The sequence below is a fragment of the Brucella sp. GW823-FHT04E01 genome (assembly GCF_058796175.1).
On the sequence record NZ_JBXAIK010000003.1, the window covers coordinates 93,712 to 114,993 of the forward strand.

Consider the following 21,282-nt stretch of genomic DNA (forward strand, 5'->3'; position numbering starts at 1 on the left):
AATTTCATCATGAGTTTAAGTCATGCATAATCCAATTTTCAATGCTTTTATTTGATGAGAAAGCGCCGCATTCTTATTAAAAACAAACATAAGGGAACACGATGGACTACGGTGATAGTATCGACCGAAATCTGGTCAGTATCCTGGAGGAAAACGCACGTCTCCCGGCGAGTGAGTTGGCGCGGCGCGTGGGTCTTGCCCGGTCGAGTGTTCAGGAGCGGATAGGCCGCCTGGAGCGTCGTGGCGTCATATTGGGATATCGGGCTATCGTCCGCAGGGCGAAGGATGACAACAGCATTTCGGCCTATTTGTTTATCACTGCCTCGCAACGCATTGTGCAGCGCTTGTTTGCAGCCTTGCGCGCCTATCCGGAAATCCTGACCGCTGATGCTATTAGTGGCCCGGCCAACATATTGTGCCGGGTTCATGTCGGATTTCTTGAAGATCTGGAAGCACTCATCGAGGAGCTGGCACAAATCGAAGGTATCGAGAACGTCAGTTATTCGGTGGTACTTTCCAATAAGTTTAATAGAGAAAGCAGTCTGGCGCATTCAAGCGCCCAATAATATTCGACGGAATGCTCGATTCAAAAAGAGGGAAACAACAATGAATAGACGTAAGTTTATCCAGACAACGCTTTTGGGTAGCGCAGCGGTCATGCTTGCTCCCGGCTTTTCGTGGGCTGTCGAAGACGGTGCAACACTGAAATCCATCAAGGACCGGGGTGCCCTGCGTATCGGTGTGTTCAATGGTACACCGCCTTATTATCAGAAAAATCTCGCTACCGGCGAATGGGACGGCTTCTGCGTTTCCATGGGCAGGGACTTGGCCGAATATATTGGTGTTCCGCTCGAAATGGTCGAAACCACCTGGGGTAATTCCGTCATGGACCTTCAGGGCGGCAAAATCGACATCATGTTTGCCCTCAGCAACAATCCTGAGCGCGCGAAATCCGTCGATTTCACCGAAGCCATGATGGATAACGTCTTCACCGTCATCACCAACAAAGACCGCGAGGTCAAAAATTGGGAGGAATTGAACAAGTCGGAAATCCGCGTCACGGTTGATCTCGGATCAACACAGGATCTTTTCGCCCGCAAAACCTTACCTAATTGCACGCTCGTTGCGCTCAAGGGTGCGGATGAAACAGTTATCGCACTACAGTCTGGCCGGGCAGATGCGATTGTGCAGGTTGCTCTGATGTCCGTGGTGACGGCGCACAAGCTTGGCAGCAAGTTTAAGGTTTTTGTTCCAGAGCCGCTGGATAGCCAGCCAACGACGATTGGTGTGCGCAAAGACGAAAAGGGCGAATTCCGCGACTACGTTGATGTTTGGCTTAAAAAGCGCCGCGAGGAAGGCAAGGTCAATGAATGGATTGTCAGCAGCCTGTCGCTTGTTGGCGTGCAGCCATCTGACCTGCCGCCAACTCTGAAGTTCTGACGCGTCAACCATCATGCAGCATCAGCAAGGATCACTCGGTGTCATCATGCTTGACACCGGCTTTCCGCGTCCGCCCGGAGATGTCGGCAATCCGGCATCATGGGGGATGCCGGTAAGGTTCAAGAAGGTAAGCGGAGCGTCGCCGGATAAGATCATTCGTCAGGGTGGCGCCGGGTTGATCGAAGACTTCGTCATTGCGGGTGAAGCCTTGATCGCTGAAGGCTGCAGCGCGCTGGTGACGTCTTGCGGTTTCATGGCACGCCACCAAAGCGCGCTGAGTGCAAAGCTTTCGGTGCCGATTGCGACCTCCAGTCTGCTTCAATTGCCAATGGTCCGCACGGTGATCGGACAGGAACGCAAAGTGGGTGTGATCACCTATGACGAAGCGAGCCTTGATGATGCGATCTTCGCTGCCTGTGGCGCCGACATCAGCACGCCACGAATTGGCATGCCAGACGGTGGAGCCTTTCGTGAACTGATTGAAGGCGGTGGAACTTATGACCACGCTGCGCTTGAAGCTGAAATCATACATGCGGCGCGAGAGTTGAAGTCGCGCGAACCCGACCTTGGTGCTGTTGTTCTTGAATGCACGAACATGCCGCCATTTGCTCAAGCCGTCGCAAAAGCCTCTGGCTTGCCGGTATTCGATGTTCTGTCGCTTGGACATTGGCTGTTCAGCTCAACGTCTTCCCGTGCCGTTGCCGGGATGTCAGAAAGAGTGAATTAATGGACTATCAATGGGACTTTTCCGGCCTTTGGCAGTATCGGGGATTATTCCTTCAGGGACTTGGCTACACCGTTGGTTTCACGGTTATCACTGTGATTTCCGGCATTCTTGTTGGAACGGTTTTTGCTCTCGGCAGGCTTTCCGGCAACAAGATCATAACCGTCCCCATCATGACGGTCGTTGAGATATTTCGCTGTACGCCGGTGCTGGTGCAGCTTGTCTGGTGCTATTACGCGCTTCCCATGCTGATTGGCTTTGAAATTTCGCCTGCCATGGCGGCTTTCATCACGCTTACCTTCTATGGCGCTGCATTTTATGCAGAAATCATTCGTGGTGGTATCGTTTCCATTGATGCGGGCCAATGGGATGCAGGGCGTGCAATCGGCATGCGCCGCGGCCAGCTCATGGGCAAGATCATTCTGCCACAGGCACTGCGTCGCATGGTGCCGCCGCTGGTCAACCAGTCCGTGCTTCAGCTCAAAAACACATCGCTTTTATCGGTTCTTGCTGTGCCTGACCTTCTTTATCAGGGCCAGCTTGTCACCTCGGCAACCTATCGCCCGCTTGAAACCTACACCCTGATTGCAGTGCTTTATCTCGCCGTTCTCTTCCCTCTGACACGGCTCGCTCATGGACTGGAAGGCAGGCTGAAATGATGAACCGTATCGAGCGAACCGTCATTGTGGAGATAAGCCATGAGCGCTGAACCGATGATCGAAGTACGCGGGCTGAAAAAGTCGTTCGGCGAAATCGAGGTGCTGCGCAATATCAGCCTCACAGTCGAGCGCGGGCAGGTGGTAGGGCTTATCGGGCCAAGCGGTTCCGGAAAGTCGACACTGCTGCGCAGTCTCAATCTGCTTTCATTGCCTGATGCCGGTTACATCGCAATTGGTGATCAGAAAATAGACTTCTCGTCCGGGAACGTGTCACTCAAGGACAAATATCTCGCGGCGTTCCGTGCCAATACCGGCATGGTGTTCCAGAACTTCAATCTGTTTCCGCATATGAGCGTTCTCGATAACGTTATGATCGGACCGGTCAGTGTTCTCAAACAGGACAAAAAGGCTGCCCGCGAGCTGGCCATGGAACTGCTGGAAAAGGTCGGCCTTGCCGCCCGTGCGGACGCCAGACCAGAACAGCTCTCAGGCGGTCAGAAACAGCGTGTTGCGATTGCAAGGGCGCTCGCAATGCGCCCCGATGTGATGCTGTTTGACGAGGCAACATCGGCTCTCGATCCGGCACTTGTCGGTGAAGTTCTGGCGGTCATCCGGCAATTGGCCGAGCAGGGCATGACGATGATCCTTGTGACCCATGAAATGGCGTTCGCTCGTGATGTCGCCGACAAGGTCATCTTCATGCAGGACGGTTACGTCGTTGAAACCGGCGACGCTCGTCAAGTGATCAATGAGCCGCGCGAAGCTGCAACCCGAGAGTTCTTAAGCCATTTCCATGGCGGTCTCGTATAAATGCGCGCGCAGAACGGATAAATGTCATGACAGGCAATGTTATTGTCGTTGGGGCTGGCATTATCGGCTCCACCACCGCTTTGCGGCTCGCTGAAGCCGGTCTGAAAGTAACGCTGTGCGACGGCTCAGAACCGGGTGGTGAGCAAAGTGCAAGCTATGGCAACGGTGGCTGGATCAGTCCCGCCTCGATCATTCCCATGAGTATGCCGGGCCTGTGGCGACAGGTCCCCGGATTTCTGCTTGATCGCAACGGGCCACTGACCCTTGACTGGAAATCGGTGCCTAGGCTGACACCATGGCTTCTGCGTTTCCTGCTTGCTGGCGCCACAAAATCGCGGGTGACAAAAACTGCGGCTAAGCTCAACTGGTTGCTTCATGATGGGCCGAAACGCCACCTTGAGCTGGCCAGCAAGACCGGGCAGGAACATCTCATCGTGCAGAAAGGCCTGCTTTACGCCTATCCTGATCGTGCAGCCTTTGAAGCTGAAGCGCTTAGCTGGCAGCTGCGCCGTGATAACGGCATTCTGTTCGACGAATGGCAGGAAGCAGAATTGCGCGAACGTATCCCTGCTCTTGGGAGAAACTATCGTTTTGCCATTCATGTGACGGAAGGCGCGCATTGTCTTGATACCGGAGGTTATGTTGCGGGTATCGCGGCGCAGGCTGAAAAAGCCGGTGTTCGCTTCATCCGAAGAAATGTCGTGAGGGTCCTCACCGGCGTTTCGCCGCGTATTGTGCTCGATAATGATGAGAGTATTGCCGCCGATCACATCGTGCTGGCAGCGGGTATTCATTCTGGGCGTATCATGCACGATCTCGGCATGCATGTGCCCATGCAAAGCGAGCGCGGCTACCATGTAACCTTGCCGATGGCCGAGCTTCCCTTTGATATCCCGATCATGCCGAGCACCGGGCGAATGGGAAATACACCAACCAATATGGGACTGCGACTTTCCGGCCAGGTTGAATTGGCAACTGTGGAGAAAGCCCCGGATTGGCGACGCTCGGAGGTGCTGCTTAAGCACGCATTGGCGAGCTATCCCGACCTGGCAAGGCGGGATCTGCAGAATCTCAAACTCTGGATGGGGCACCGGCCATCACCTGCCGATGGGATTCCGGTGATTGGAAAACTAACTCAGCATCCGGGAATTATCGCAGCTTTCGGCCACGGCCATATCGGGATCGCTGGGGCCCCCAAAACGGCCGATATGGTGCTCGATGAAATCAACAACTTACCTTCCGAAAGCGCTCGCGCCTTCTCGCCAGTTCGTTTCGGCTGTTAGAGCGGTTCCAGTTAATATTGAACAGTTGGAACTGCTCTATCTTTTTGTTTTTACGCATTATCCTTACGCAAAACCGCTTCGCACTTTTGCTGGAAATGCTTTGATTATCCTGAATTCAAAGGAATGAAACTATGATGCTCAAAGGTGGCTACACCAATTATGGCCAGCAGATCGGCGTGCTGATGCTGGACACGATTTTTCCTCGTCCTGCTGGCGATATCGGCAATGCGCTGTCCTATGATTTTCCTGTGCGTTACAAGACTGTAAAAGGTGCGCATGCCACACGCATTATGGGCAACAATCCTGATCCAAAACTCATCGAACCCTTCATTGATGCGGCACGCGAACTGGAAGCGGAAGGCGTGCGCGCCATCACCACGAGCTGTGGCTTTCTTGGGCCGTTTCAAAAGGATATCGCGGCAGCGGTCAACATTCCGGTCTTTACTTCATCCTTGATGCAGGCGCCGATCATCCACGCAATGCTGGCGCCCGGCAAGGTGATTGGCGTCTTTACCGAACGCGCGCATCACATGAATGACGAACATTTCAAAGGCGTTGGCTGGTCATCTGAGGTCATTCCCGTGCAGGTGCAGGGGATGAAGCAGAATGCTGAATTTCCGCAGACCTATATTGAAGGCCGCGATTATCTTGACACGGAAGTGCTGAAGGAAGAGATGCTGGAAATGACGCGGGAGTTCATGGCAAGCTGTGAAAATCCCGGCGCGATCTTGTTTGAATGCACGAATATGTGCCCGTTTTCGTCCTATGTGGCTGCTGAATCCGGTTTGCCGGTATTCGATATCAACACGCTGATCAATACGTTCTATCTCGCAGCCAATCCGCGTCGCTATCTCTAAGTTCAACCCGACAATCAATAAAGTCAGCGATTCAGACGTAGTGCTTGATGCCATGATAATTGCCCTTAACATGGCATATAACATTAGCTCAGACTGAAAAGCCCCGGTTTTGTAGACAGCTGCGATTAGTGTTTCTGCTTTTCGAATTCGACGTTTGACCGCATCCCGTTCCTGATGTGGTTGCGTTTCGGATGGTAAAACATTTTGATGTAATCGAAAGCGTCCGATCCCTGGTAGAAAGCGGTATAGGTAAGATGTCAGTTGGCTTCCGTGAAGCTATCGCGCATTGCACGCAGGATGATGATTGCGGAAGCCGCACCGGGATCGACATGCCCAAGCGAGCGCTCGCCCAGCCGGGCAGCTCGACCCCGCGTAGCGACCATTGAGCGGGTTGAATCCGTACCTTTTTCGGCGACTTCGAGAATTTTGCTCCACATTTCCTGGCTGGCCAGATTGTGTGTTCGCGCGTCGATGGCTACCTCCATCGCTGGTATCCATGCATCCAACATGGTTTTATCGCCGCGTTGGCCCTTTCCTCGTTCCTGAATGCCACGTGTCATCGCCTCTACGATGATGGCTTGTCCCCCAGTATCGAGGGCTTCATGTGATTTAAGCGCTTTTGATGCATGACGGAATGCTGTCGCATAAAGTGGTCCGGTTGATGCACCCACGGCATCGAGAAAAGCGGATGCTGCAGTAGTGAAAATATCGGAGGGCAGTGCTTTCTCGAGATCCATTTTTGCGAGTGCACTATTCACCGCTGAAAAGCCGAGAGCCATCGTGATACCGTGATCCGCGTCGCCGATAGCTCCGTCGAGATCGGAAAGTCGCTCTTTCTCCGCCTGCATGGAAAAGGCGATGAGCTGAAACATTCGGCTAAGACGACGCGCTGCGGCTTCCTGCATTTTTACCTCCCAGATGATCTGGAATTCATGATCCGCCGGAGGCGGCATTAGTCAGTTGATCCGAAGAAAAGCCGTATCGCAAGGGTGTGATAGGAGACCGGACAATTCCTGGTCGAGATGCATGATGGATATGGATGCTCCATTCATGTCCAACGATGTACAGTAATGGCCGATCCAGTTGGCTTCGATTGTTATTTGTTTAGCACTTAAGCGTTGTTCGACACGTCTGAACAGGATGTACAGTTCCATGAGTGGCGTTGAACCGAACGAATTTACGAGCACTGCCACCCTGTCTCCGGGTGACGCATTCATCTCACTGAAAATCCGATCCATGATGTGATCAACAATAGCGTCGGCTGGCATCATTTTTTCGCGGATAACGCCCCGTTCGCCGTGAATACCCATGCCGATTTCCATTTCCTCGGCACCGATTTCAAAATTGTGGCGTCGCGTCTGAGGCAAAGAACAGGGCTCCAACGCGACACCCATCGTATAGGTGCGCCGATTGGCCTTGCGTGTTACCGCCTCGCACGCCTCAAGCGACATGCCCCGATCACAGGCTGCACCTGCCACCTTGAAAATGAAGAAGTTACCCGCGACACCGCGACGGCCATCGCGATCCTCTATGGGGGAAGAGGATATGTCGTCTGTCGTCAGAACGGTGCGCGTCGGAATAGCAACTTCTTGCGCCATTTCGGCAGCCATCTCGAAGTTCATGACGTCTCCGACATAATTACCGTACACGAAGAGCACGCCTTCTCCGCCGGAGGCCGCCTTGGCACATTCAAGGATTGGGGCCGGCGGAGGGGAAGAAAAGACATTGCCGATAGCTACGGCATCGGCAAGACCTTTGCCGACATAACCAAGAAAGCAGGGTTCATGTCCTGACCCACCGCCAATTACCAGGCCAACTTTTCCCTGGCGCGGACCCTGACGTGCGACGAGTGCACGTTTCGATTCCTTGATCGGAGCAAGATAGGATCGGTGCGCTTTGATGACACCGTCAAGCATTTCCTCGACGACATCGTCTGGGCTGTTCAGAAATTTCTTGATATGCGTACGATAATGGCTGGACACATTGACTGTCGGTTCTGCACGCAGCTTCTGGGAAAGCTTGCTGTCGATTTCTGTCACGCCGTCCGCATTGAGAATGCCGCGCCCTGTCGCAGCATCAGTAATCAGAACATTGACATAGTCGCCTCGCAACGCTGCAAGAATTGCCGGTACCTTGTCGAAGCCACCCGCAACGGCGATACGCATGTCGATGTTTTGCAGCATTTCGAGCGTGATACCGATGGTCCTGTCGTCAAGTGGTCCGGACACGGGCTGCCCATAAGAATCGATGAAGCGTCCAGCCACGACGCCGACGGCATTCTTGGTGAGATAATCCTGTATAGAGACGCTCTCAAAAAAGCCGCTGGTGTGAATTGTCGAATTTGGTCGTAGCGAAGAAATGCCGAACAGTGCCTTGTTCGCATGATTGAGCGCCTGAAATTGCTCCGCAATAATCGGTTCTCCGATAATCGCCGCTTTTACATCAGGACTGGATACGATGGCAGGCGCGGTGATGTTGACGAGGTGTGCATTTGTCGCCCGGGCCATGGCGGCCGCGCATAGTTCGGGGGTGTAAGCAAAACTGGCGCGCGTTCCGCCCGTCGCCTGTACGACGGTCACATCCTGCAGGTTGGATATGCGAGTATTTTCGGCGATCGCGAGAACTGTTCGTCCCCAGGCTACAGTAAGCGTGTCTCCCGATTTCAGAAGCTTGCCGATGGCTTGCGCTGCGGCTGTCCCGAGCCGGTCAATAAGAGTCTGTGCACCGTCGTCATTGGGCACCACCAGACAGTCATTCAAACCGAAATGACGCTTGAGTTCCTGCGCGATTGCAAGAGAACTGAGGCGTGCGGGTTCGATCGAGATATTGACGATGCCACGGCTACGTGCATCTGCCAAATAGCTGTTCACCGTGGCTCGCGAAATTCCCATGATTTCGGCGATTTCGCCTTGCGTGCGTCCATCTTCGTAGTAAAGCCAGCAAGCCCAGACGTAAGGATCGTCACCATATCGCAGTGGAATGCCATCAGTCGGGACCACCTGCCCGATTTTGCTTGCGGTTGTTTTTCCGTTTGACGCCATCTTGTTTGCACTAATTCCCGTGGTTTTTCCTTCTATCTGCCGGCTTGTCCTGCAATACAATGTTTTTGTTTGTTTCCTACCGGATTCAATCTGCCGGAGAACGGATCGGCCCGGTTTCGCGACAGTGCGCCAAATCTATTTGAATGTAGATGCTCGTATTACTGCAATCGTTCCCGCGCACCGTTGGAAAGCTCTTTAAGGATGATCGCGCATGAGGTCGCTCCGGCATCCAGCACGCCCAGTGATCGCTCGCCAAGACGACTGGCGCGACCGATTTTCGCCACCAGATCAATTGTGGAGTCGCGGCCTTTCTCCGCGGCAGCAACCAGAGCTTCGAGTGCCTCGGCAAAGGTTTTTCCGGCAGCAGTGGCTTCATCGAAGGCTTCGACCGCTGGCACAAGCGTATCCAGCAAGGTTTTGTCACCAACCTTGGCAGAACCGATGGACTGAATGCCCTCCAGTCCGGCATGAAGCATACGGCTGAAAGCAGCGGCATCGATATTGTCGATCCCATCGATTTTTTCTGCAAATTCGGTGAACATAACACCATAAAGTGGCCCCATCGAACCGCCGATCTCGGTCATGAGCACCGTGCCGAGCGTATCGAGGGAAGCAGCCAGCGCTTCATTCTTTCCCTTCAGGCGTTCAGCAGCCATGTTGAAGCCCTTGGCCATGTTGACGCCGTGATCCCCGTCGCCGATTTTCCCATCAATTTCACTGAGATAGGCGCGATTTTCGACAATCCGGTCGGCCATTGCGAGTACAATGTCTCCGGCTGTTGCGTTATTAAGTGTTTGCACAGGTCTCTTCCTTACAGAATGATGGTGCACTGCACTTCGACATCGAGCAATTCCTTCAGCTCGCTGTCCAGCGCCATGACTGTCAGCGTTGCTCCTACCATTTCAAGTGACGTGAAGTAGTTGCCGATATAGGTGCGATGGATTTTCAGGCCGCGTTTGGTAATTTCCGACTCAATCGTATCATTCAGAATATAAAGTTCGTTGAGCGGTGTTGCACCGAGACCTGAAATGAGAACGGCGACTTCGGTACCTTCTGCCAGTGCATGATCGTCAAGCACGATCTGGCACATGTCTTTTGCTACCTCGGCAGCAGACTTAAGCGGCTCAACCCGCACGCCCGGTTCGCCATGATGACCAATACCGACTTCCATTGTATCCGGCGCAATCTCGAAATTCGGATGTCCGACTGCGGGCAATGTGCATGGGCCGAGACCAACACCGATTGAGCGGCAGTTGTCGATGGCCTTCTGAGCTGTTGCGCGAACTTCTTCGAGCGTGGCTCCGGTTGCCGCTTTTGCACCGCCAACCTTCCACATGAATATCTCGCCAGCGACGCCGCGACGTTTTTCACGTTCATCGACCGGGGCTGAGCAGACATCGTCATTAGCGACAACAGTGGCAACTTCTATACCGTCTTTGGCGGCAAGTTTCGTGGCCATCTTCACGTTCATGTTGTCACCGGCATAATTACCGTAAAGTACGACAACACCTTTGCCGCCATTAGCTTCGCGGATTGCGTCATGGAAGCTCTTGGCAGTGGGGGAGGAAAACAGTTCACCGACCGCTACAGCGTCAAGCATGTTCTTGCCGGTATAACCGATGAATGCCGGTTCGTGACCGGAACCGCCGCCGGTGACGACACCGACTTTGCCAGCGATAGGGGCGTTTCTGGCGACAATGACACGCGGGTTTTCTGCAAGTCGAACGATGTCGGAATGAGCTTTGACAAAGCCCTTTACAGTATCCTCAACGACTTCGTCCGGATTGTTGATGAAGCGCTGCATGGTATCTCCTATAAGGTGAATGAGCGCCGGGCTCAAAGAATGGTATAGCCGCCATCGACCAGAAGATCGGCGCCCGTAATCATGTCTGCTCCAGCTGAGGCAAAGAAGACTGCAGCGGCGGCGATTTCTTCCGGATATGCGAAGCGCCCAATCGGAATGCGTTTCTTTGCGGCCTCACCCTTTTCGCCAGCCCATGCTTTCTTGCCAAGTTCGGTGAGGACGATGGTCGGGGAAAGCGTGTTGACGCAGATGCCATATTTGCCCCATTCGGCGGCAAATGTCTTCGACATGCCAATGACGCCGAACTTAGACGCGCAATAGGCGACATGCTCTTCAATGGCCACGGTTCCGGCCTGGGAAGCCAGGTTGATAATCTTGCCACCCTTGCCTGCCGCAATCATGGTGCGACCAACGGCCTGAGTGACGAGAAAGCTTCCCTTGAGATTGATGTTGATCGTCTTGTCCCAATAGTCGAGCGATATATCTTCCGCCGGAGCCAGATAGACCACGCCTGCGCTGTTGACCGCAATATCGATAACCCCGAGTTGTTCGATAACGCTGGCGATCGCATCGTTGACCGATTGCTGGTTGGAAACATCGCAAACGAAGGGCTTTGCGTTTTCGCCAAGCTCCTCGGCTTTGGCTTTCGCTATGTCGGCACTAATGTCCAGCACAGCAACTTTAGCTCCTTTGGCAATGAAAGCCGTGGAAATTGCAGCACCAATGCCAGAAGCGCCTCCGGTCACGATGGCAATTTTTCCGGTGAGTGGAAAGTTCAGGTCAATTTGGGGAGCTTGATCGGACATTTTTGCCTCGGAGTTCTGGATTGTGAGCCTGATGGCCCGGCGCGTTCATGACACTTTTCATGAGAGGGTGTGCCGGGCCGCCCAGACAATTTTACTTGCGGCTTTCCAGGAGCTTGTCGACGTTCTCAGCCGTCACCGGCGTCCATGGAACATTGTAGTTCTTGTCCTTGCCGTCGTTGAAAGGCATATCGGGATATTGGGCCCAGATATCGGACTGAGGTTTGTAGTCGCCCTTCTTGGCGTGGAAGATCGCGAGGTCGAGGGCGCCTTGCGCCTGAGCGTTCGCGTCCTGCAGGATGGAGGTCATCGTGCCTTCCTTGACAGCACGCAGTGCATCGGTAATGCCATCGATGCCGGCAATGGAAAAATCGCCCACTTTGAGATTGGCGGCTTTGATCGCTTCGATTGCACCCAGTGCCATTTCATCGTTTTGACCGATCACGCCGTTGATCTGGCCGGGATGAGCCGTCAGCCAGTTCTCCATTAGTGTCTGGGCCTCAGCGCGAGACCAGTTTGCGGTCTGGTCCTCGAGAACTTTCACGTCCGGGCATTCGGCAAGAGCCTTCTTGTTACCTTCCAGACGGGAAATCTGTGCGGACTGCCCGATCGGGCCTTCCAGAATGACGACATTGCCTTTGCAGCCGATCTTGTCGAGAACGTTCTTGGCTTCCATATAGCCCGAAATCGTATCGTCGGAGCCGACATAGGCGGCAAGCAGCTCGGAGTTGACGCGGGTGTTCGAGCCGACAACCGGAATGCCTGCATCGCTGGCTGCCTGAACGGCCGTAGCACCCGCTTCGATGTCAATAGGAACGAAGATGATCGCATCGAATTTCTGCGTGATCATCGTGTTGAATTGTTCCTGTTGCACGAGAGCGTCGTAACGTCCGTCGAAGATGGTCAGATCGACTTCTCCGTTCTTCACGGCAGGGTGTTTTTTCAGCGCTTCGGACCAGACCTGCATGAATTCAGCATTGAGCCCGTATGGTGCAGCGCCGATCTTGAGTTTCTTGTCCTGCGCCAGAGATGGTGTCACCATCAGTGCAGATGCTGCGGCAAGCGCAATGAGAAGTTTCTTCATTTCATTCTCCTCCTTTGATAATTGGCCCCGTTTGGGCGGCACGTTTGTTGTTACAAGTCAGGGTAGATTACGCATTTTGGTTGCGCTTTTGGTCAAGCATGACTGCGCCGACGATCAAGGCGCCTTTCAGAACCTGCTGGTAGTAGGACTGGATGCCCATCAGATCGAGGCCATTGTTCATGACACCAATGATGAGTGCGCCGATGAGCGTTCCGGTGATGCGGCCGACGCCGCCGGACAAGCTGGTGCCGCCAATGACGACCGCCGCGATGGCGTCGAGTTCATAGCTGATACCGGCCTGCGGGAGGGCGGAGCCGGTGCGAGCTGACAGGATCATGCCTGCAAGACCTGCAAGGCCGCCGGAGATGACGTAGACCGAAAAACGCACCCGGGAAATATTGATGCCCGATGTATTGGCAGCATGGGGATTGCCGCCGACAGCATAGATATAGCGCCCGAACCGTGAACGGTTGAGGATCCACCACGATGCCAGAAAGACGACGGCGAGCAAAATAACCGGAACCGGAATACCCAGTATGTTTCCGGTTCCGATCCAGCGGAAATCCGGGATGAGAGCAGGCACCGGCTTGCCACCGCCATAGATGAGCGTCAGGCCGCGCGCAGCGGAAAGCATGCCCAATGTCGCGACAAAGGCTGGAACCGCGAAGCGCGAGACAATCGTGCCGACGAGCGCGCCGCAGCCAACGCCCACCAAGAGGCCAACGGGAATGGCTATGAATGGCGAATAGGGAGCGCCTGCAACACCTGCAGTCGCCGACGTGGTTGCAAAGCTGGCGCTGACAATACCGGCTAATGCCACCACCGAGCCAACGGAGAGGTCAATGCCACGCGTCAGAATGACGAAGGTCATGCCAATGGCGAGAATGCCGTTGATCGAGGTCTGTAGCAGGACGTTGGAGATATTGCCTGCTGTCAGGAAATACTGGTTGGAGAATGAGAGGATCGTAACCAGGAGCAGAAAGGCGATGAATATGCCATATTCCTGGATGACCAGTCTGCGACGTTCGGAGCCAAACCAGCTCGTCGATGAATTGTTTTCTGTGGTGGACACTGTTCTACCTCTCTAGAACGAAACACGGTGCTTTTGGGGTGGCTTTCATGTCGAAAGATGCACCAGCGACTGCGCGTCCGTTTCCTCCCTGCGAAAAATGCCTGCCGACTGTCCACTGCGCATGACCATGATGCGATCGGACATGCCAAGAACTTCATCAATCTCGGAAGAGACCATGATGACGGTCCCGCCTTCAGCGGCAAATTCACAGATGATGCGATAAATTTCCTGTTTTGCGCCGACATCGACGCCGCGTGTGGGTTCATCAAGCAGCAGAACGCGTGGTTTTCTCAGGAACCATTTTCCCAGCACGACCTTCTGCTGATTGCCTCCCGAAAGGCCGGAAACGGGCATCGTATCGCGCGCGACCTTGATCCTGAACCGTTCGATCATGTCTCTGCTGGCGGATGTTTCCTCACGCTGGTTCATTGCAAAATGCGGACTCATCTCGGGAAGACTGGCAAGGCAAATATTGTTGCGAACGCTGTCATCAAGGTTAAGGCCGGTCAGCTTGCGATCTTCTGTCACAAAGGCCAGTCCCAAAGCCATGGCATCGGAGGGTCGCCGGACGGTGACGGGTTTACTCTCAAGTCTGATTGCACCCTGGGAGGCTTTATCCAGCCCGAAAAGACAATTGAATATTTCTGATCGGCCAGATCCCATCAATCCGTAAATACCGAAAATCTCGCCCTTATGTGCTGTAAAGGAGATGTCGGTTATCTTGCCGGGCGCACTAAGGCCGGAGACCTCAATGCCTGGTATTTCAGTTGGTGCATTGGTCTTGATATATTCGTCGCCCAGCTCCCGTCCGACGATCATACGGATCAATTCGGCACGGGTAATGCCATCGAGATTGCCGCTATCTATATAGCTGCCGTCGCGAAACACAGTATAGGTATCGGCGATCTGGAAAATTTCCGACAGGCGATGCGAGACATAGACGATACCTTTTCCGCTCGCTTTCAGGCGCTCTATCGCGGCAAAGAGATGTTGCGCTTCTTTTTCGCCGATGGCCGAAGTCGGCTCGTCCATAAAAATGACTTCCGCATCGTGGCTGAGCGCCTTGGCGATCTCGACGAGCTGAACCTGGGCAACAGACAGGTTCATCATGAACTGGTTGGCACGGATATTGAATTCGAGCTGATCTAGAAGTTTCTGAGCATTTCGGTTCATCGTCTTGAAGTCGATTCCGCCGAAGCGACGGAGCGGCTCGCGACCGAGATAGATATTCTCAGCGACGGTCATATGCGGAACCGGACTTAATTCCTGCTCGATAATGGCGATCCCGGCCTGAAGCGCTTCAGCGGGACTGGAATAAACAACGTCTTTTCCACGTCGCCGGATGTGACCGTCGTCGCGGGTATAAATCCCCATCAATATCTTCAGGAAAGTGGATTTGCCTGCACCGTTTCCACCGCACAGTGCGTGCACCGAACCGGCTCGCAACTTCAGCCGTCCATCCCGCAAGGCGGCAACGCCACCAAAGGACTTCTTGAGTCCTTCTACTTCCAGCAGAAATTCCAATGCAGTTCCTCCGTTGGCAACAGTTAGCGCCGTCGCCATTTTGACAATATTCGATAAATGATCGACAAATGTCAACCCATGCGGTATGAAAGTAAAAAGAAGGGGAGAAACGCTGGCCTTTGATAACCGGGCTAAGGACTGGGAGGCATGAATGATCGTTTCTATTCAATTTGTTAGCGCAGTTCTGCGCGCTTGTTAGGCTTCGACAGAGCGTGTTGCTATGTGCTCGGCTGTTTCAGCCTGCAGCTCCATTTTTAGAGGATCTCGTTGAATGGGGGAAACATATTGACAAGAGACAAAAGTGACTGACAAATGTCAAAAGTGAGTTTGATCTTCAAGTCATAAGACTGTCTGGAGGCGGCAGGGTTTGATGATCAAAGAGGTGCTTCGATAGCGGGAGGATGGACGTGTCATCGAATAGCCTGGATCGACAGACGCTATTTCTGGCGTTGATCAATGTTGCTGTTCTGGCAGCGGGCGGCTTTCTGGCCGGCTCCAATTTCATGGACAGTTATAATCTGCAGTCGATGGCTTCACAGGTTCCGGAGTTGGGACTTCTTGCGCTGGGGGTTATGCTGGCGATGATTTCCGGCAATGGCGGGATCGATCTGTCCGGCATAGCGCTAGCAAATCTCGCTGGCATTATCGCGTTCTTACTGACACGCCATTACATTCCGGCTGCTGATGCGCCTTTGCTGTTTTCATGGGTATTCGCTGGTTTAGCGCTCGTTGTCGGGCTGGTTGGCGGCATTATCAATGGGGTTGTAATAGCCTATGCACGCCTGACTCCGTTGATCGCTACGCTTGGGACACAGCTTCTTTTTACCGGCATAGCCGTCTATCTCACTAACGGTTCAGCCGTCAGCATGGGTTACATCGAGCCGCTGGATAATTTCGGCAACATGCCCATTCTCGGCATTCCCATGTGTTTCGCGCTATTTCTGGTTATCGCTGCGGCGCTTTCATTTCTGCTGAAATATACGCCTTTTGGCGTGAAACTCATGCTGCTCGGAAGCAACGCCAAGGCGGCGCGCTACGGTGGTATCAATGAGAAACGCATGCTCCTCATCACCTATACGCTGTGCGGCCTGCTCGCGTCCGTTGCGGGAATTATCATCGCGGCACGCAACTCGTCCGTAAAGTGGGATTACGGTGGGTCTTATGTGCTGATTGCTATCCTCATCGCCGTTCTTGGCGGCGTCAAGCCGGAAGGTGGATATGGCAAGGTGATCTGTGTGTTGCTGGCTGCAACCGCGCTGCAGATTCTCTCAAGCCTGTTTAACTTCATGAACATTTCGAATTTCTTCCGCGACCTCGCTTGGGGTGTTCTGCTTCTCGCGTTGCTCGCATCGGCACGCGTGCACTTGGGTTACTGGTTACGACCAAAACGACAATAGAAACAAAGCCGGCAACTTCGAGATGAAGGACGCTGGCAAACACCTAAAGAAACAATCTGCTTATATTCATGGAGGAGTCATATGAGCATGTTTTCCAAACTAATAGCTGGCACAATGCTTGCCAGTACAGTCGTAGCAGGGGCGGCATTTGCCCAAGACAAGCCCACCATCGTGACAGTGGTCAAGGTTACCGGCGAAAACTGGTTTACCCGTATGAACGAAGGGGTTGATGCTTATGGCAAAGATAATCCCAACGTGAGCACCAGCCAGGTCGGACCCGCAAAAGCGGATGCCGCCCAGCAGACCCGTATTATCGAAGATCTCGTCGCCAAGAACGTCTCAGCGATTGCGATCGTGCCTATGGACCCATCAGCGCTTGAAGGTGTACTGCGTCGCGCTTCGCAGCGTGGTATCAAGGTCATCACCCATGAAGGCGATAGTCTGGTCAATACGGACGTCGATATCGAAGCCTTCGACAACAAGGCTTTCGGCGCACGCATCAACGAAAAGCTTGCTGAATGCATGGGTAAGTCCGGTAAGTGGACTTCTTTCGTTGGATCACTGGGCAGCCTGACTCACAATCAGTGGGTTGATGCTGGTGCAGAAAACGCCAAGCAATATCCGGACATGGAGCTGGTGGCGGAAAAGAACGAGTCGTTCAACGATGCCAACCGCGCCTATGAAAAAGCCAAGGAGATTCTCCGCAAATATCCGGATATCAAGGGCTTTCAGGGATCCTCTGCCATCGATGTGATCGGGATTGGCCGCGCTGTCGAGGAGGCCGGTCTTCAAGACAAGACATGTGTGTACGGTCTCGGTCTGCCAAAAGATACCGGCCCATATCTGGAAAGCGGCGCCGTCGACCAGATCTTCTTCTGGGATCCGAAAGACGCTGGCTATGTCATGAACAAGGTCTCCGATCTCGTTCTGAAGGGCGAGGAGATCAAGGATGGTATCGACCTTGGTGTACCGGGTTACGAGAAAATGACTGTCATCAAGGGACCGGGCAAGGGCATCATCATCCAGGGGCAGGCCTGGGTCGATGCGGACAAATCCAACTACAAGGACTTCCCGTTCTGATCGAATAATAACGCACCAAAGCTGACTTCCGGGGCCGACCACACTACGGCGGTCCTGGAAAGAATATTCGATAATTTCAGGAATTTGCCATGCACGCCGTCAATGCCACGACACATCCTGTACCACCGTTTCTTGAGGTCAGAAACGTCAAGAAATCCTTTGGCGGCGTGAAGGCACTGAAAGACGTCAGTCTGACGATCGAAGCCGGACAAATCTACCATCTGATGGGAGAGAACGGTTGCGGTAAGAGCACGCTGATCAAAATCCTCTCGGGTGCGCAACCTGCCGATGAGGGGCAAATACTGATTGATGGTGAGGTTATAGGCTCGCGTGCTGGCGATCTCGGCGCCATAGGAGCCCTTCGCGCCGGGATCGAAACCGTCTATCAGGACCTGTCGCTGCTTCCAAATCTTTCCGTTGCGGAAAACGTGGCCTTTACCGAACAGCTTGTTGAAGCCTCTGGGCGCCTTGCTCGCCGATTGAACGTTTCCCTTCTGAATGAAACAGCGCGACGGGCGCTTGCCGAAGTGCACCTACCAACCGACAAGGCGTTTCTTTCGCGCCGAACCGACACGCTACCGCTGGCGACCCGCCAGCTGATTGCCATTGCACGCGCCGTTGCGTCCGAAGCGCGTCTCGTTATCATGGACGAGCCTACGACATCGCTGACGCGTCAGGAAGTTGAAAATCTGTTGCACGTGGTAGAACGCCTTCGCAACAAGGGTGTCGCGGTGTTGTTCGTCACGCACAAGCTTGATGAATGCAAATTGCTTGGCGGACGTGCAATTATCATGCGCGACGGATTGAAAGTGGCCGAACTTGACGTCGCTGGGCATAGCAAAGCGGAATTCAGTCATTGGATGACGGGTCGCGAAATTAGCCAAACGCGCTATCGCACCGAGCCCAAGCTGGGCGAAGTCATGCTCGAAGTTGAAAAGCTTGGCGACGGTGAAGCCTTTCAGGATGTCTCATTCAGTCTCAGAAAAGGCGAGATACTCGGTGTCACGGGACTGCTGGATTCTGGTCGTAACGAGCTTGCGCTTGCTCTTGCTGCCGTCAAACCGGCAACGAATGGTAAGGTACGCTTGAACGGGCGCGAAATCGCACCACAATCGACGGCACAGGCCATTGAATATGGCATCGGTTATGTGCCGGAAGATCGGCTGACGGAAGGCCTTTTCCTCGAAAAGCCCATACAGGATAATATCACCTTGCCGATCCTCGATCGGCTGCGCAATGCACTAGGCATCATCAGTGATCGTCGCGCACGCCGTGTTGCGGAGGAAAGTGTCGCGGATCTTCAGATTGTAGCGCCGGATGTCACCATACCGGTACAGTCTTTATCGGGGGGCAATCAACAGCGCGTTTTGATCGGTCGCTGGCTGACCATTAACCCGCAACTGTTAATTCTGCATGGGCCAACAGTCGGGGTTGATGTCGGTTCGAAAGATACGATCTTCCGCATCATCCAGCGCCTAGCCGATGATGGCATGGGCGTCATCATCATCAGCGACGACCTGCCGGAGCTTCTGCAGAACTGTGACCGCATTCTCATCATGCGTCAGGGCCGTATTGTTGCAGCACATGCTGCCGAAGACCTGACCGAAGATGCCATCTACCAATCCATGGCCAGCACGTCGAAGGAGGTGGCACAATGACCGAGATCGTATCAGCCAACGTTACGGACAAAGGTCAGCCCGGTATTGGTGCGCGGCTCTGGGATATGATGGGCCGCAGGCCTGAAATGTTCACGCTTCTTTTGATTATCGTGACCTGCGTCGTCGTGATCGCAGCCAATCCTGATTTCCTGCAAATGAGCAATATCGTGGATATTCTACGCGCTTCCGTCGTGCGCGGACTGTTTGCGATGGGCGTGCTGGTCGTGCTGGCTTCGGGCGGGATTGACGTCTCGTTCACCGCAATTGCAGCCTTTGTGATGTACGCTCTTACCATGCTGGTTACGAACTGGTTCCCCGAAATGCCGATGACGATCATTCTGATCCTTGCGGCAATTGGGGGGGCTGCTTTCGGTGCGTTGAACGGCTTGCTGGTCCAGAAGCTGCAGGCACCTTCGCTTATCGTCACCATCGGCACGCAATACGTGATCCGCAGCTTTCTGCTGACCTTTGTCGGGACCGCGCTGTTCATGAATATTCCGGTGGCGATGGATGCATTTGGCAAGGCATCACTCTTCACCCATCATGCATCGAATGGTGTAGTCTCCGTTCTACCGGCGACGGTTCTGGTTCTTGTGGCTGCTGCCCTCGTGACGTGGTTCATTCTTGAGCGGACACTGATGGGACGCGCGATTTTTGCGGTTGGCGGCAATCCGGGCATTGCCGAAAGACTGGGTGTCAACCTTTTCCGTGTGCGTATTTTCGTCTTTGCTTATGCGGGCCTTCTAGCCGGCATTGCGGGCGTCGTGCACGTTTCGAGTAATCGTCTTGCAAATCCTTTTGACCTTGCAGGTATGGAGCTTGAAATTATCGCCGCCGTTGTGCTGGGCGGAGCGCGTATCACAGGCGGTTCAGGCTCAGTGATGGGGACGTTACTCGGCGTGCTTCTCATCACGATTGTCAGTAATGTGCTGATTTTTGTTGGCATTCCAAGCACGCTGCAGCTCGCTATCGTAGGTATTTTCATTCTGCTTTCTGGCACAATCTTTGCTTTGCGTGATCGCGGCTGAAACCAAAATAATCGCGCTTTGGCTTAAGCGCTCTTGATGCGGTCTTGTGCATTTTCTGGGAGGTTTTTCATGTCACACGATGTGTCGGTCGTCGGGCTTTATATTCTTGATGTGCTCGGTCGGCCGGTCGATGCGATTCCGCCAGGCGGAAATGTTGAGTTTATAGATGAAATCCGGTTGACCGTTGCAGGCACCGCCGGCGGTACGGTGGTGGACCTAGCCAAACTCGGTCTCAACTGTCTGGCTGTGGGTGCAGTTGGCGACGATGAGAAGGCCGATTTTGTTATCGCGACGCTACAACGTTTTGGGGTCGATACGGCACAGATGCAGCGTCTTAGAGGCGTGCCAACATCATCGACGATTCTGAATATCCGCCGCAACGGCGAGCGCCCGGCTTTGCATGCACGTGGTGCATCCGATCATTTCGAGATCGCCGACGATGCGCTGGATGCAGTGCTGGAACCACCGATCATTCACCTGGGAGGTACCGGCCTGCTGGCAAGGCTCGACGGCGAACCGAGCCGTAAGTTGCTTGCTGAAGCAAAGGCGCGCGGAAGGACGACAACCTTCGATCTGCTTGGCGCGAATGATGGCACGCTTGACCTTATCGCTCCACTCTTCCCACATATCGATTACTTCATGCCGTCCATCGAGGAAGCGAAGCAGATTTCGGGGGCAGCGGATGCCGAAGGCGCGGGAGCATTCTTCCTCGAACGCGGTGTGAAGCATTGCGTGTTCACGCTGGGTGGCGACGGCGTCTGTTTCATGGACGCATCGGGAGAAATCGTGCGTCAACCTGCTTTCCGGATTGAGGTTGTTGACACGACCGGATGCGGTGATGCTTTTGACGCCGGATTCATTACAGCATTGCGTCGCAAGATGGACTTGAAAACTGCTTTGAATTTCGCTCAGGCGTCCGCAGCGCTGGTCGCGACGGGACTCGGTTCAGATGCGGGTATCCGTTCGTTCGATGATACGCTTGCGTTCATGAACACAGTGCCTGTTCATCAATAAACTG

At 53.9% G+C, this 21,282-nt stretch carries 20 protein-coding genes; 12 read left to right on the forward strand and 8 right to left on the reverse strand.

Annotation, left to right across the window (positions count from 1 at the left end):
- Window positions 1-101: 101 nt before the first annotated feature.
- The 7 genes from AC1RHM_RS10795 to AC1RHM_RS10825 all read left to right on the forward strand — a co-directional run bounded on the left by AC1RHM_RS10795 (window position 102) and on the right by AC1RHM_RS10825 (window position 5,773).
- Window positions 102-566, forward strand: coding sequence for an Lrp/AsnC family transcriptional regulator (locus tag AC1RHM_RS10795; protein ID WP_010659259.1), 465 nt, complete (start codon window positions 102-104; stop codon window positions 564-566).
- A 40-nt stretch (window positions 567-606) separates the two neighbouring features.
- Complete coding sequence (locus tag AC1RHM_RS10800) at window positions 607-1,440, forward strand: transporter substrate-binding domain-containing protein (protein ID WP_010659258.1); 834 nt, start codon at window positions 607-609, stop codon at window positions 1,438-1,440.
- A gap of 13 nt (window positions 1,441-1,453) precedes the next feature.
- Window positions 1,454-2,167, forward strand: coding sequence for an aspartate/glutamate racemase family protein (locus AC1RHM_RS10805; protein ID WP_010659257.1), 714 nt, complete (start codon window positions 1,454-1,456; stop codon window positions 2,165-2,167).
- Window positions 2,167-2,823 carry an amino acid ABC transporter permease gene (locus AC1RHM_RS10810; RefSeq protein ID WP_010659256.1) on the forward strand — a complete coding sequence of 219 codons (657 nt, stop codon included), beginning with the start codon at window positions 2,167-2,169 and terminating at the stop codon, window positions 2,821-2,823. The genes AC1RHM_RS10805 and AC1RHM_RS10810 overlap by 1 nt, the downstream gene beginning before the upstream one ends.
- Before the next feature lie 39 nt (window positions 2,824-2,862).
- Complete coding sequence (locus tag AC1RHM_RS10815) at window positions 2,863-3,633, forward strand: amino acid ABC transporter ATP-binding protein (protein WP_010659255.1); 771 nt, start codon at window positions 2,863-2,865, stop codon at window positions 3,631-3,633.
- A 26-nt stretch (window positions 3,634-3,659) separates the two neighbouring features.
- Window positions 3,660-4,916 carry an NAD(P)/FAD-dependent oxidoreductase gene (locus AC1RHM_RS10820; protein WP_036577570.1) on the forward strand — a complete coding sequence of 419 codons (1,257 nt, stop codon included), beginning with the start codon at window positions 3,660-3,662 and terminating at the stop codon, window positions 4,914-4,916.
- A 131-nt stretch (window positions 4,917-5,047) separates the two neighbouring features.
- On the forward strand, window positions 5,048-5,773 hold the full coding sequence (locus tag AC1RHM_RS10825; RefSeq protein WP_010659253.1) for an aspartate/glutamate racemase family protein: 726 nt from the start codon (window positions 5,048-5,050) through the stop codon (window positions 5,771-5,773).
- 257 nt (window positions 5,774-6,030) lie between these two features.
- On the opposite strand, the gene dhaL (AC1RHM_RS10830) is transcribed toward AC1RHM_RS10825, so the two are convergent.
- The 8 genes from dhaL (AC1RHM_RS10830) to AC1RHM_RS10865 all read right to left on the reverse strand — a co-directional run bounded on the left by dhaL (AC1RHM_RS10830) (window position 6,031) and on the right by AC1RHM_RS10865 (window position 15,101).
- A complete protein-coding gene (gene dhaL / locus AC1RHM_RS10830; protein ID WP_010659252.1) occupies window positions 6,031-6,678 on the reverse strand; it encodes a dihydroxyacetone kinase subunit DhaL in 648 nt (215 codons plus the stop codon).
- Between the two features lie 51 nt (window positions 6,679-6,729).
- The gene (locus AC1RHM_RS10835; RefSeq protein WP_010659251.1) at window positions 6,730-8,814 is read right to left on the reverse strand and encodes a bifunctional sugar-binding transcriptional regulator/dihydroxyacetone kinase subunit DhaK; all 2,085 of its coding nucleotides are present in this window, start codon (window positions 8,812-8,814) and stop codon (window positions 6,730-6,732) included.
- Between the two features lie 158 nt (window positions 8,815-8,972).
- On the reverse strand, window positions 8,973-9,614 hold the full coding sequence (gene dhaL, locus AC1RHM_RS10840; protein WP_010659250.1) for a dihydroxyacetone kinase subunit DhaL: 642 nt from the start codon (window positions 9,612-9,614) through the stop codon (window positions 8,973-8,975).
- Window positions 9,615-9,625: 11 nt separating this feature from the next.
- Window positions 9,626-10,618, reverse strand: a complete 993-nt coding sequence (locus tag AC1RHM_RS10845; RefSeq protein ID WP_010659249.1) for a dihydroxyacetone kinase subunit DhaK — start codon at window positions 10,616-10,618, stop codon at window positions 9,626-9,628.
- Between the two features lie 32 nt (window positions 10,619-10,650).
- Entirely contained in the window at window positions 10,651-11,424 is a 774-nt protein-coding gene (locus tag AC1RHM_RS10850; RefSeq protein ID WP_010659248.1) for an SDR family oxidoreductase, read from the reverse strand.
- A gap of 91 nt (window positions 11,425-11,515) precedes the next feature.
- Complete coding sequence (locus AC1RHM_RS10855; protein ID WP_010659247.1) at window positions 11,516-12,505, reverse strand: substrate-binding domain-containing protein; 990 nt, start codon at window positions 12,503-12,505, stop codon at window positions 11,516-11,518.
- Between the two features lie 67 nt (window positions 12,506-12,572).
- Entirely contained in the window at window positions 12,573-13,577 is a 1,005-nt protein-coding gene (locus tag AC1RHM_RS10860; RefSeq protein WP_010659246.1) for an ABC transporter permease, read from the reverse strand.
- Window positions 13,578-13,622: 45 nt separating this feature from the next.
- Window positions 13,623-15,101, reverse strand: coding sequence for a sugar ABC transporter ATP-binding protein (locus tag AC1RHM_RS10865; protein ID WP_010659245.1), 1,479 nt, complete (start codon window positions 15,099-15,101; stop codon window positions 13,623-13,625).
- Window positions 15,102-15,508: 407 nt separating this feature from the next.
- On the opposite strand from AC1RHM_RS10865, the gene AC1RHM_RS10870 reads away from it, so the two are divergent.
- The 5 genes from AC1RHM_RS10870 to AC1RHM_RS10890 all read left to right on the forward strand — a co-directional run bounded on the left by AC1RHM_RS10870 (window position 15,509) and on the right by AC1RHM_RS10890 (window position 21,278).
- The gene (locus tag AC1RHM_RS10870; protein WP_010659244.1) at window positions 15,509-16,498 is read left to right on the forward strand and encodes an ABC transporter permease; all 990 of its coding nucleotides are present in this window, start codon (window positions 15,509-15,511) and stop codon (window positions 16,496-16,498) included.
- Window positions 16,499-16,579: 81 nt separating this feature from the next.
- Complete coding sequence (locus AC1RHM_RS10875; protein WP_010659243.1) at window positions 16,580-17,578, forward strand: autoinducer 2 ABC transporter substrate-binding protein; 999 nt, start codon at window positions 16,580-16,582, stop codon at window positions 17,576-17,578.
- An 89-nt stretch (window positions 17,579-17,667) separates the two neighbouring features.
- Window positions 17,668-19,236: a sugar ABC transporter ATP-binding protein gene (locus tag AC1RHM_RS10880; RefSeq protein WP_010659242.1), complete on the forward strand. Its 1,569-nt coding sequence runs from the start codon at window positions 17,668-17,670 to the stop codon at window positions 19,234-19,236.
- On the forward strand, window positions 19,233-20,264 hold the full coding sequence (locus tag AC1RHM_RS10885; protein WP_010659241.1) for an ABC transporter permease: 1,032 nt from the start codon (window positions 19,233-19,235) through the stop codon (window positions 20,262-20,264). The genes AC1RHM_RS10880 and AC1RHM_RS10885 overlap by 4 nt, the downstream gene beginning before the upstream one ends.
- Before the next feature lie 69 nt (window positions 20,265-20,333).
- Window positions 20,334-21,278 carry a carbohydrate kinase family protein gene (locus tag AC1RHM_RS10890; protein WP_010659240.1) on the forward strand — a complete coding sequence of 315 codons (945 nt, stop codon included), beginning with the start codon at window positions 20,334-20,336 and terminating at the stop codon, window positions 21,276-21,278.
- Window positions 21,279-21,282 lie beyond the last annotated feature (4 nt).

Excerpts from the sequence above, each read along its gene's own strand:
- AC1RHM_RS10795 (WP_010659259.1), top strand. The coding sequence starts at position 102 with ATGGACTACGGTGATAGTATCGACCGAAATCTGGTCAGTATCCTGGAG.
- AC1RHM_RS10800 (WP_010659258.1), top strand. The coding sequence starts at position 607 with ATGAATAGACGTAAGTTTATCCAGACAACGCTTTTGGGTAGCGCAGCG.
- AC1RHM_RS10805 (WP_010659257.1), top strand. The coding sequence starts at position 1,454 with ATGCAGCATCAGCAAGGATCACTCGGTGTCATCATGCTTGACACCGGC.
- AC1RHM_RS10810 (WP_010659256.1), top strand. The coding sequence starts at position 2,167 with ATGGACTATCAATGGGACTTTTCCGGCCTTTGGCAGTATCGGGGATTA.
- AC1RHM_RS10815 (WP_010659255.1), top strand. The coding sequence starts at position 2,863 with ATGAGCGCTGAACCGATGATCGAAGTACGCGGGCTGAAAAAGTCGTTC.
- AC1RHM_RS10820 (WP_036577570.1), top strand. The coding sequence starts at position 3,660 with ATGACAGGCAATGTTATTGTCGTTGGGGCTGGCATTATCGGCTCCACC.
- AC1RHM_RS10825 (WP_010659253.1), top strand. The coding sequence starts at position 5,048 with ATGATGCTCAAAGGTGGCTACACCAATTATGGCCAGCAGATCGGCGTG.
- dhaL (WP_010659252.1), bottom strand. The coding sequence starts at position 6,678 with ATGCAGGAAGCCGCAGCGCGTCGTCTTAGCCGAATGTTTCAGCTCATC.
- AC1RHM_RS10835 (WP_010659251.1), bottom strand. The coding sequence starts at position 8,814 with ATGGCGTCAAACGGAAAAACAACCGCAAGCAAAATCGGGCAGGTGGTC.
- AC1RHM_RS10845 (WP_010659249.1), bottom strand. The coding sequence starts at position 10,618 with ATGCAGCGCTTCATCAACAATCCGGACGAAGTCGTTGAGGATACTGTA.
- AC1RHM_RS10850 (WP_010659248.1), bottom strand. The coding sequence starts at position 11,424 with ATGTCCGATCAAGCTCCCCAAATTGACCTGAACTTTCCACTCACCGGA.
- AC1RHM_RS10855 (WP_010659247.1), bottom strand. The coding sequence starts at position 12,505 with ATGAAGAAACTTCTCATTGCGCTTGCCGCAGCATCTGCACTGATGGTG.
- AC1RHM_RS10875 (WP_010659243.1), top strand. The coding sequence starts at position 16,580 with ATGAGCATGTTTTCCAAACTAATAGCTGGCACAATGCTTGCCAGTACA.
- AC1RHM_RS10880 (WP_010659242.1), top strand. The coding sequence starts at position 17,668 with ATGCACGCCGTCAATGCCACGACACATCCTGTACCACCGTTTCTTGAG.
- AC1RHM_RS10885 (WP_010659241.1), top strand. The coding sequence starts at position 19,233 with ATGACCGAGATCGTATCAGCCAACGTTACGGACAAAGGTCAGCCCGGT.
- AC1RHM_RS10890 (WP_010659240.1), top strand. The coding sequence starts at position 20,334 with ATGTCACACGATGTGTCGGTCGTCGGGCTTTATATTCTTGATGTGCTC.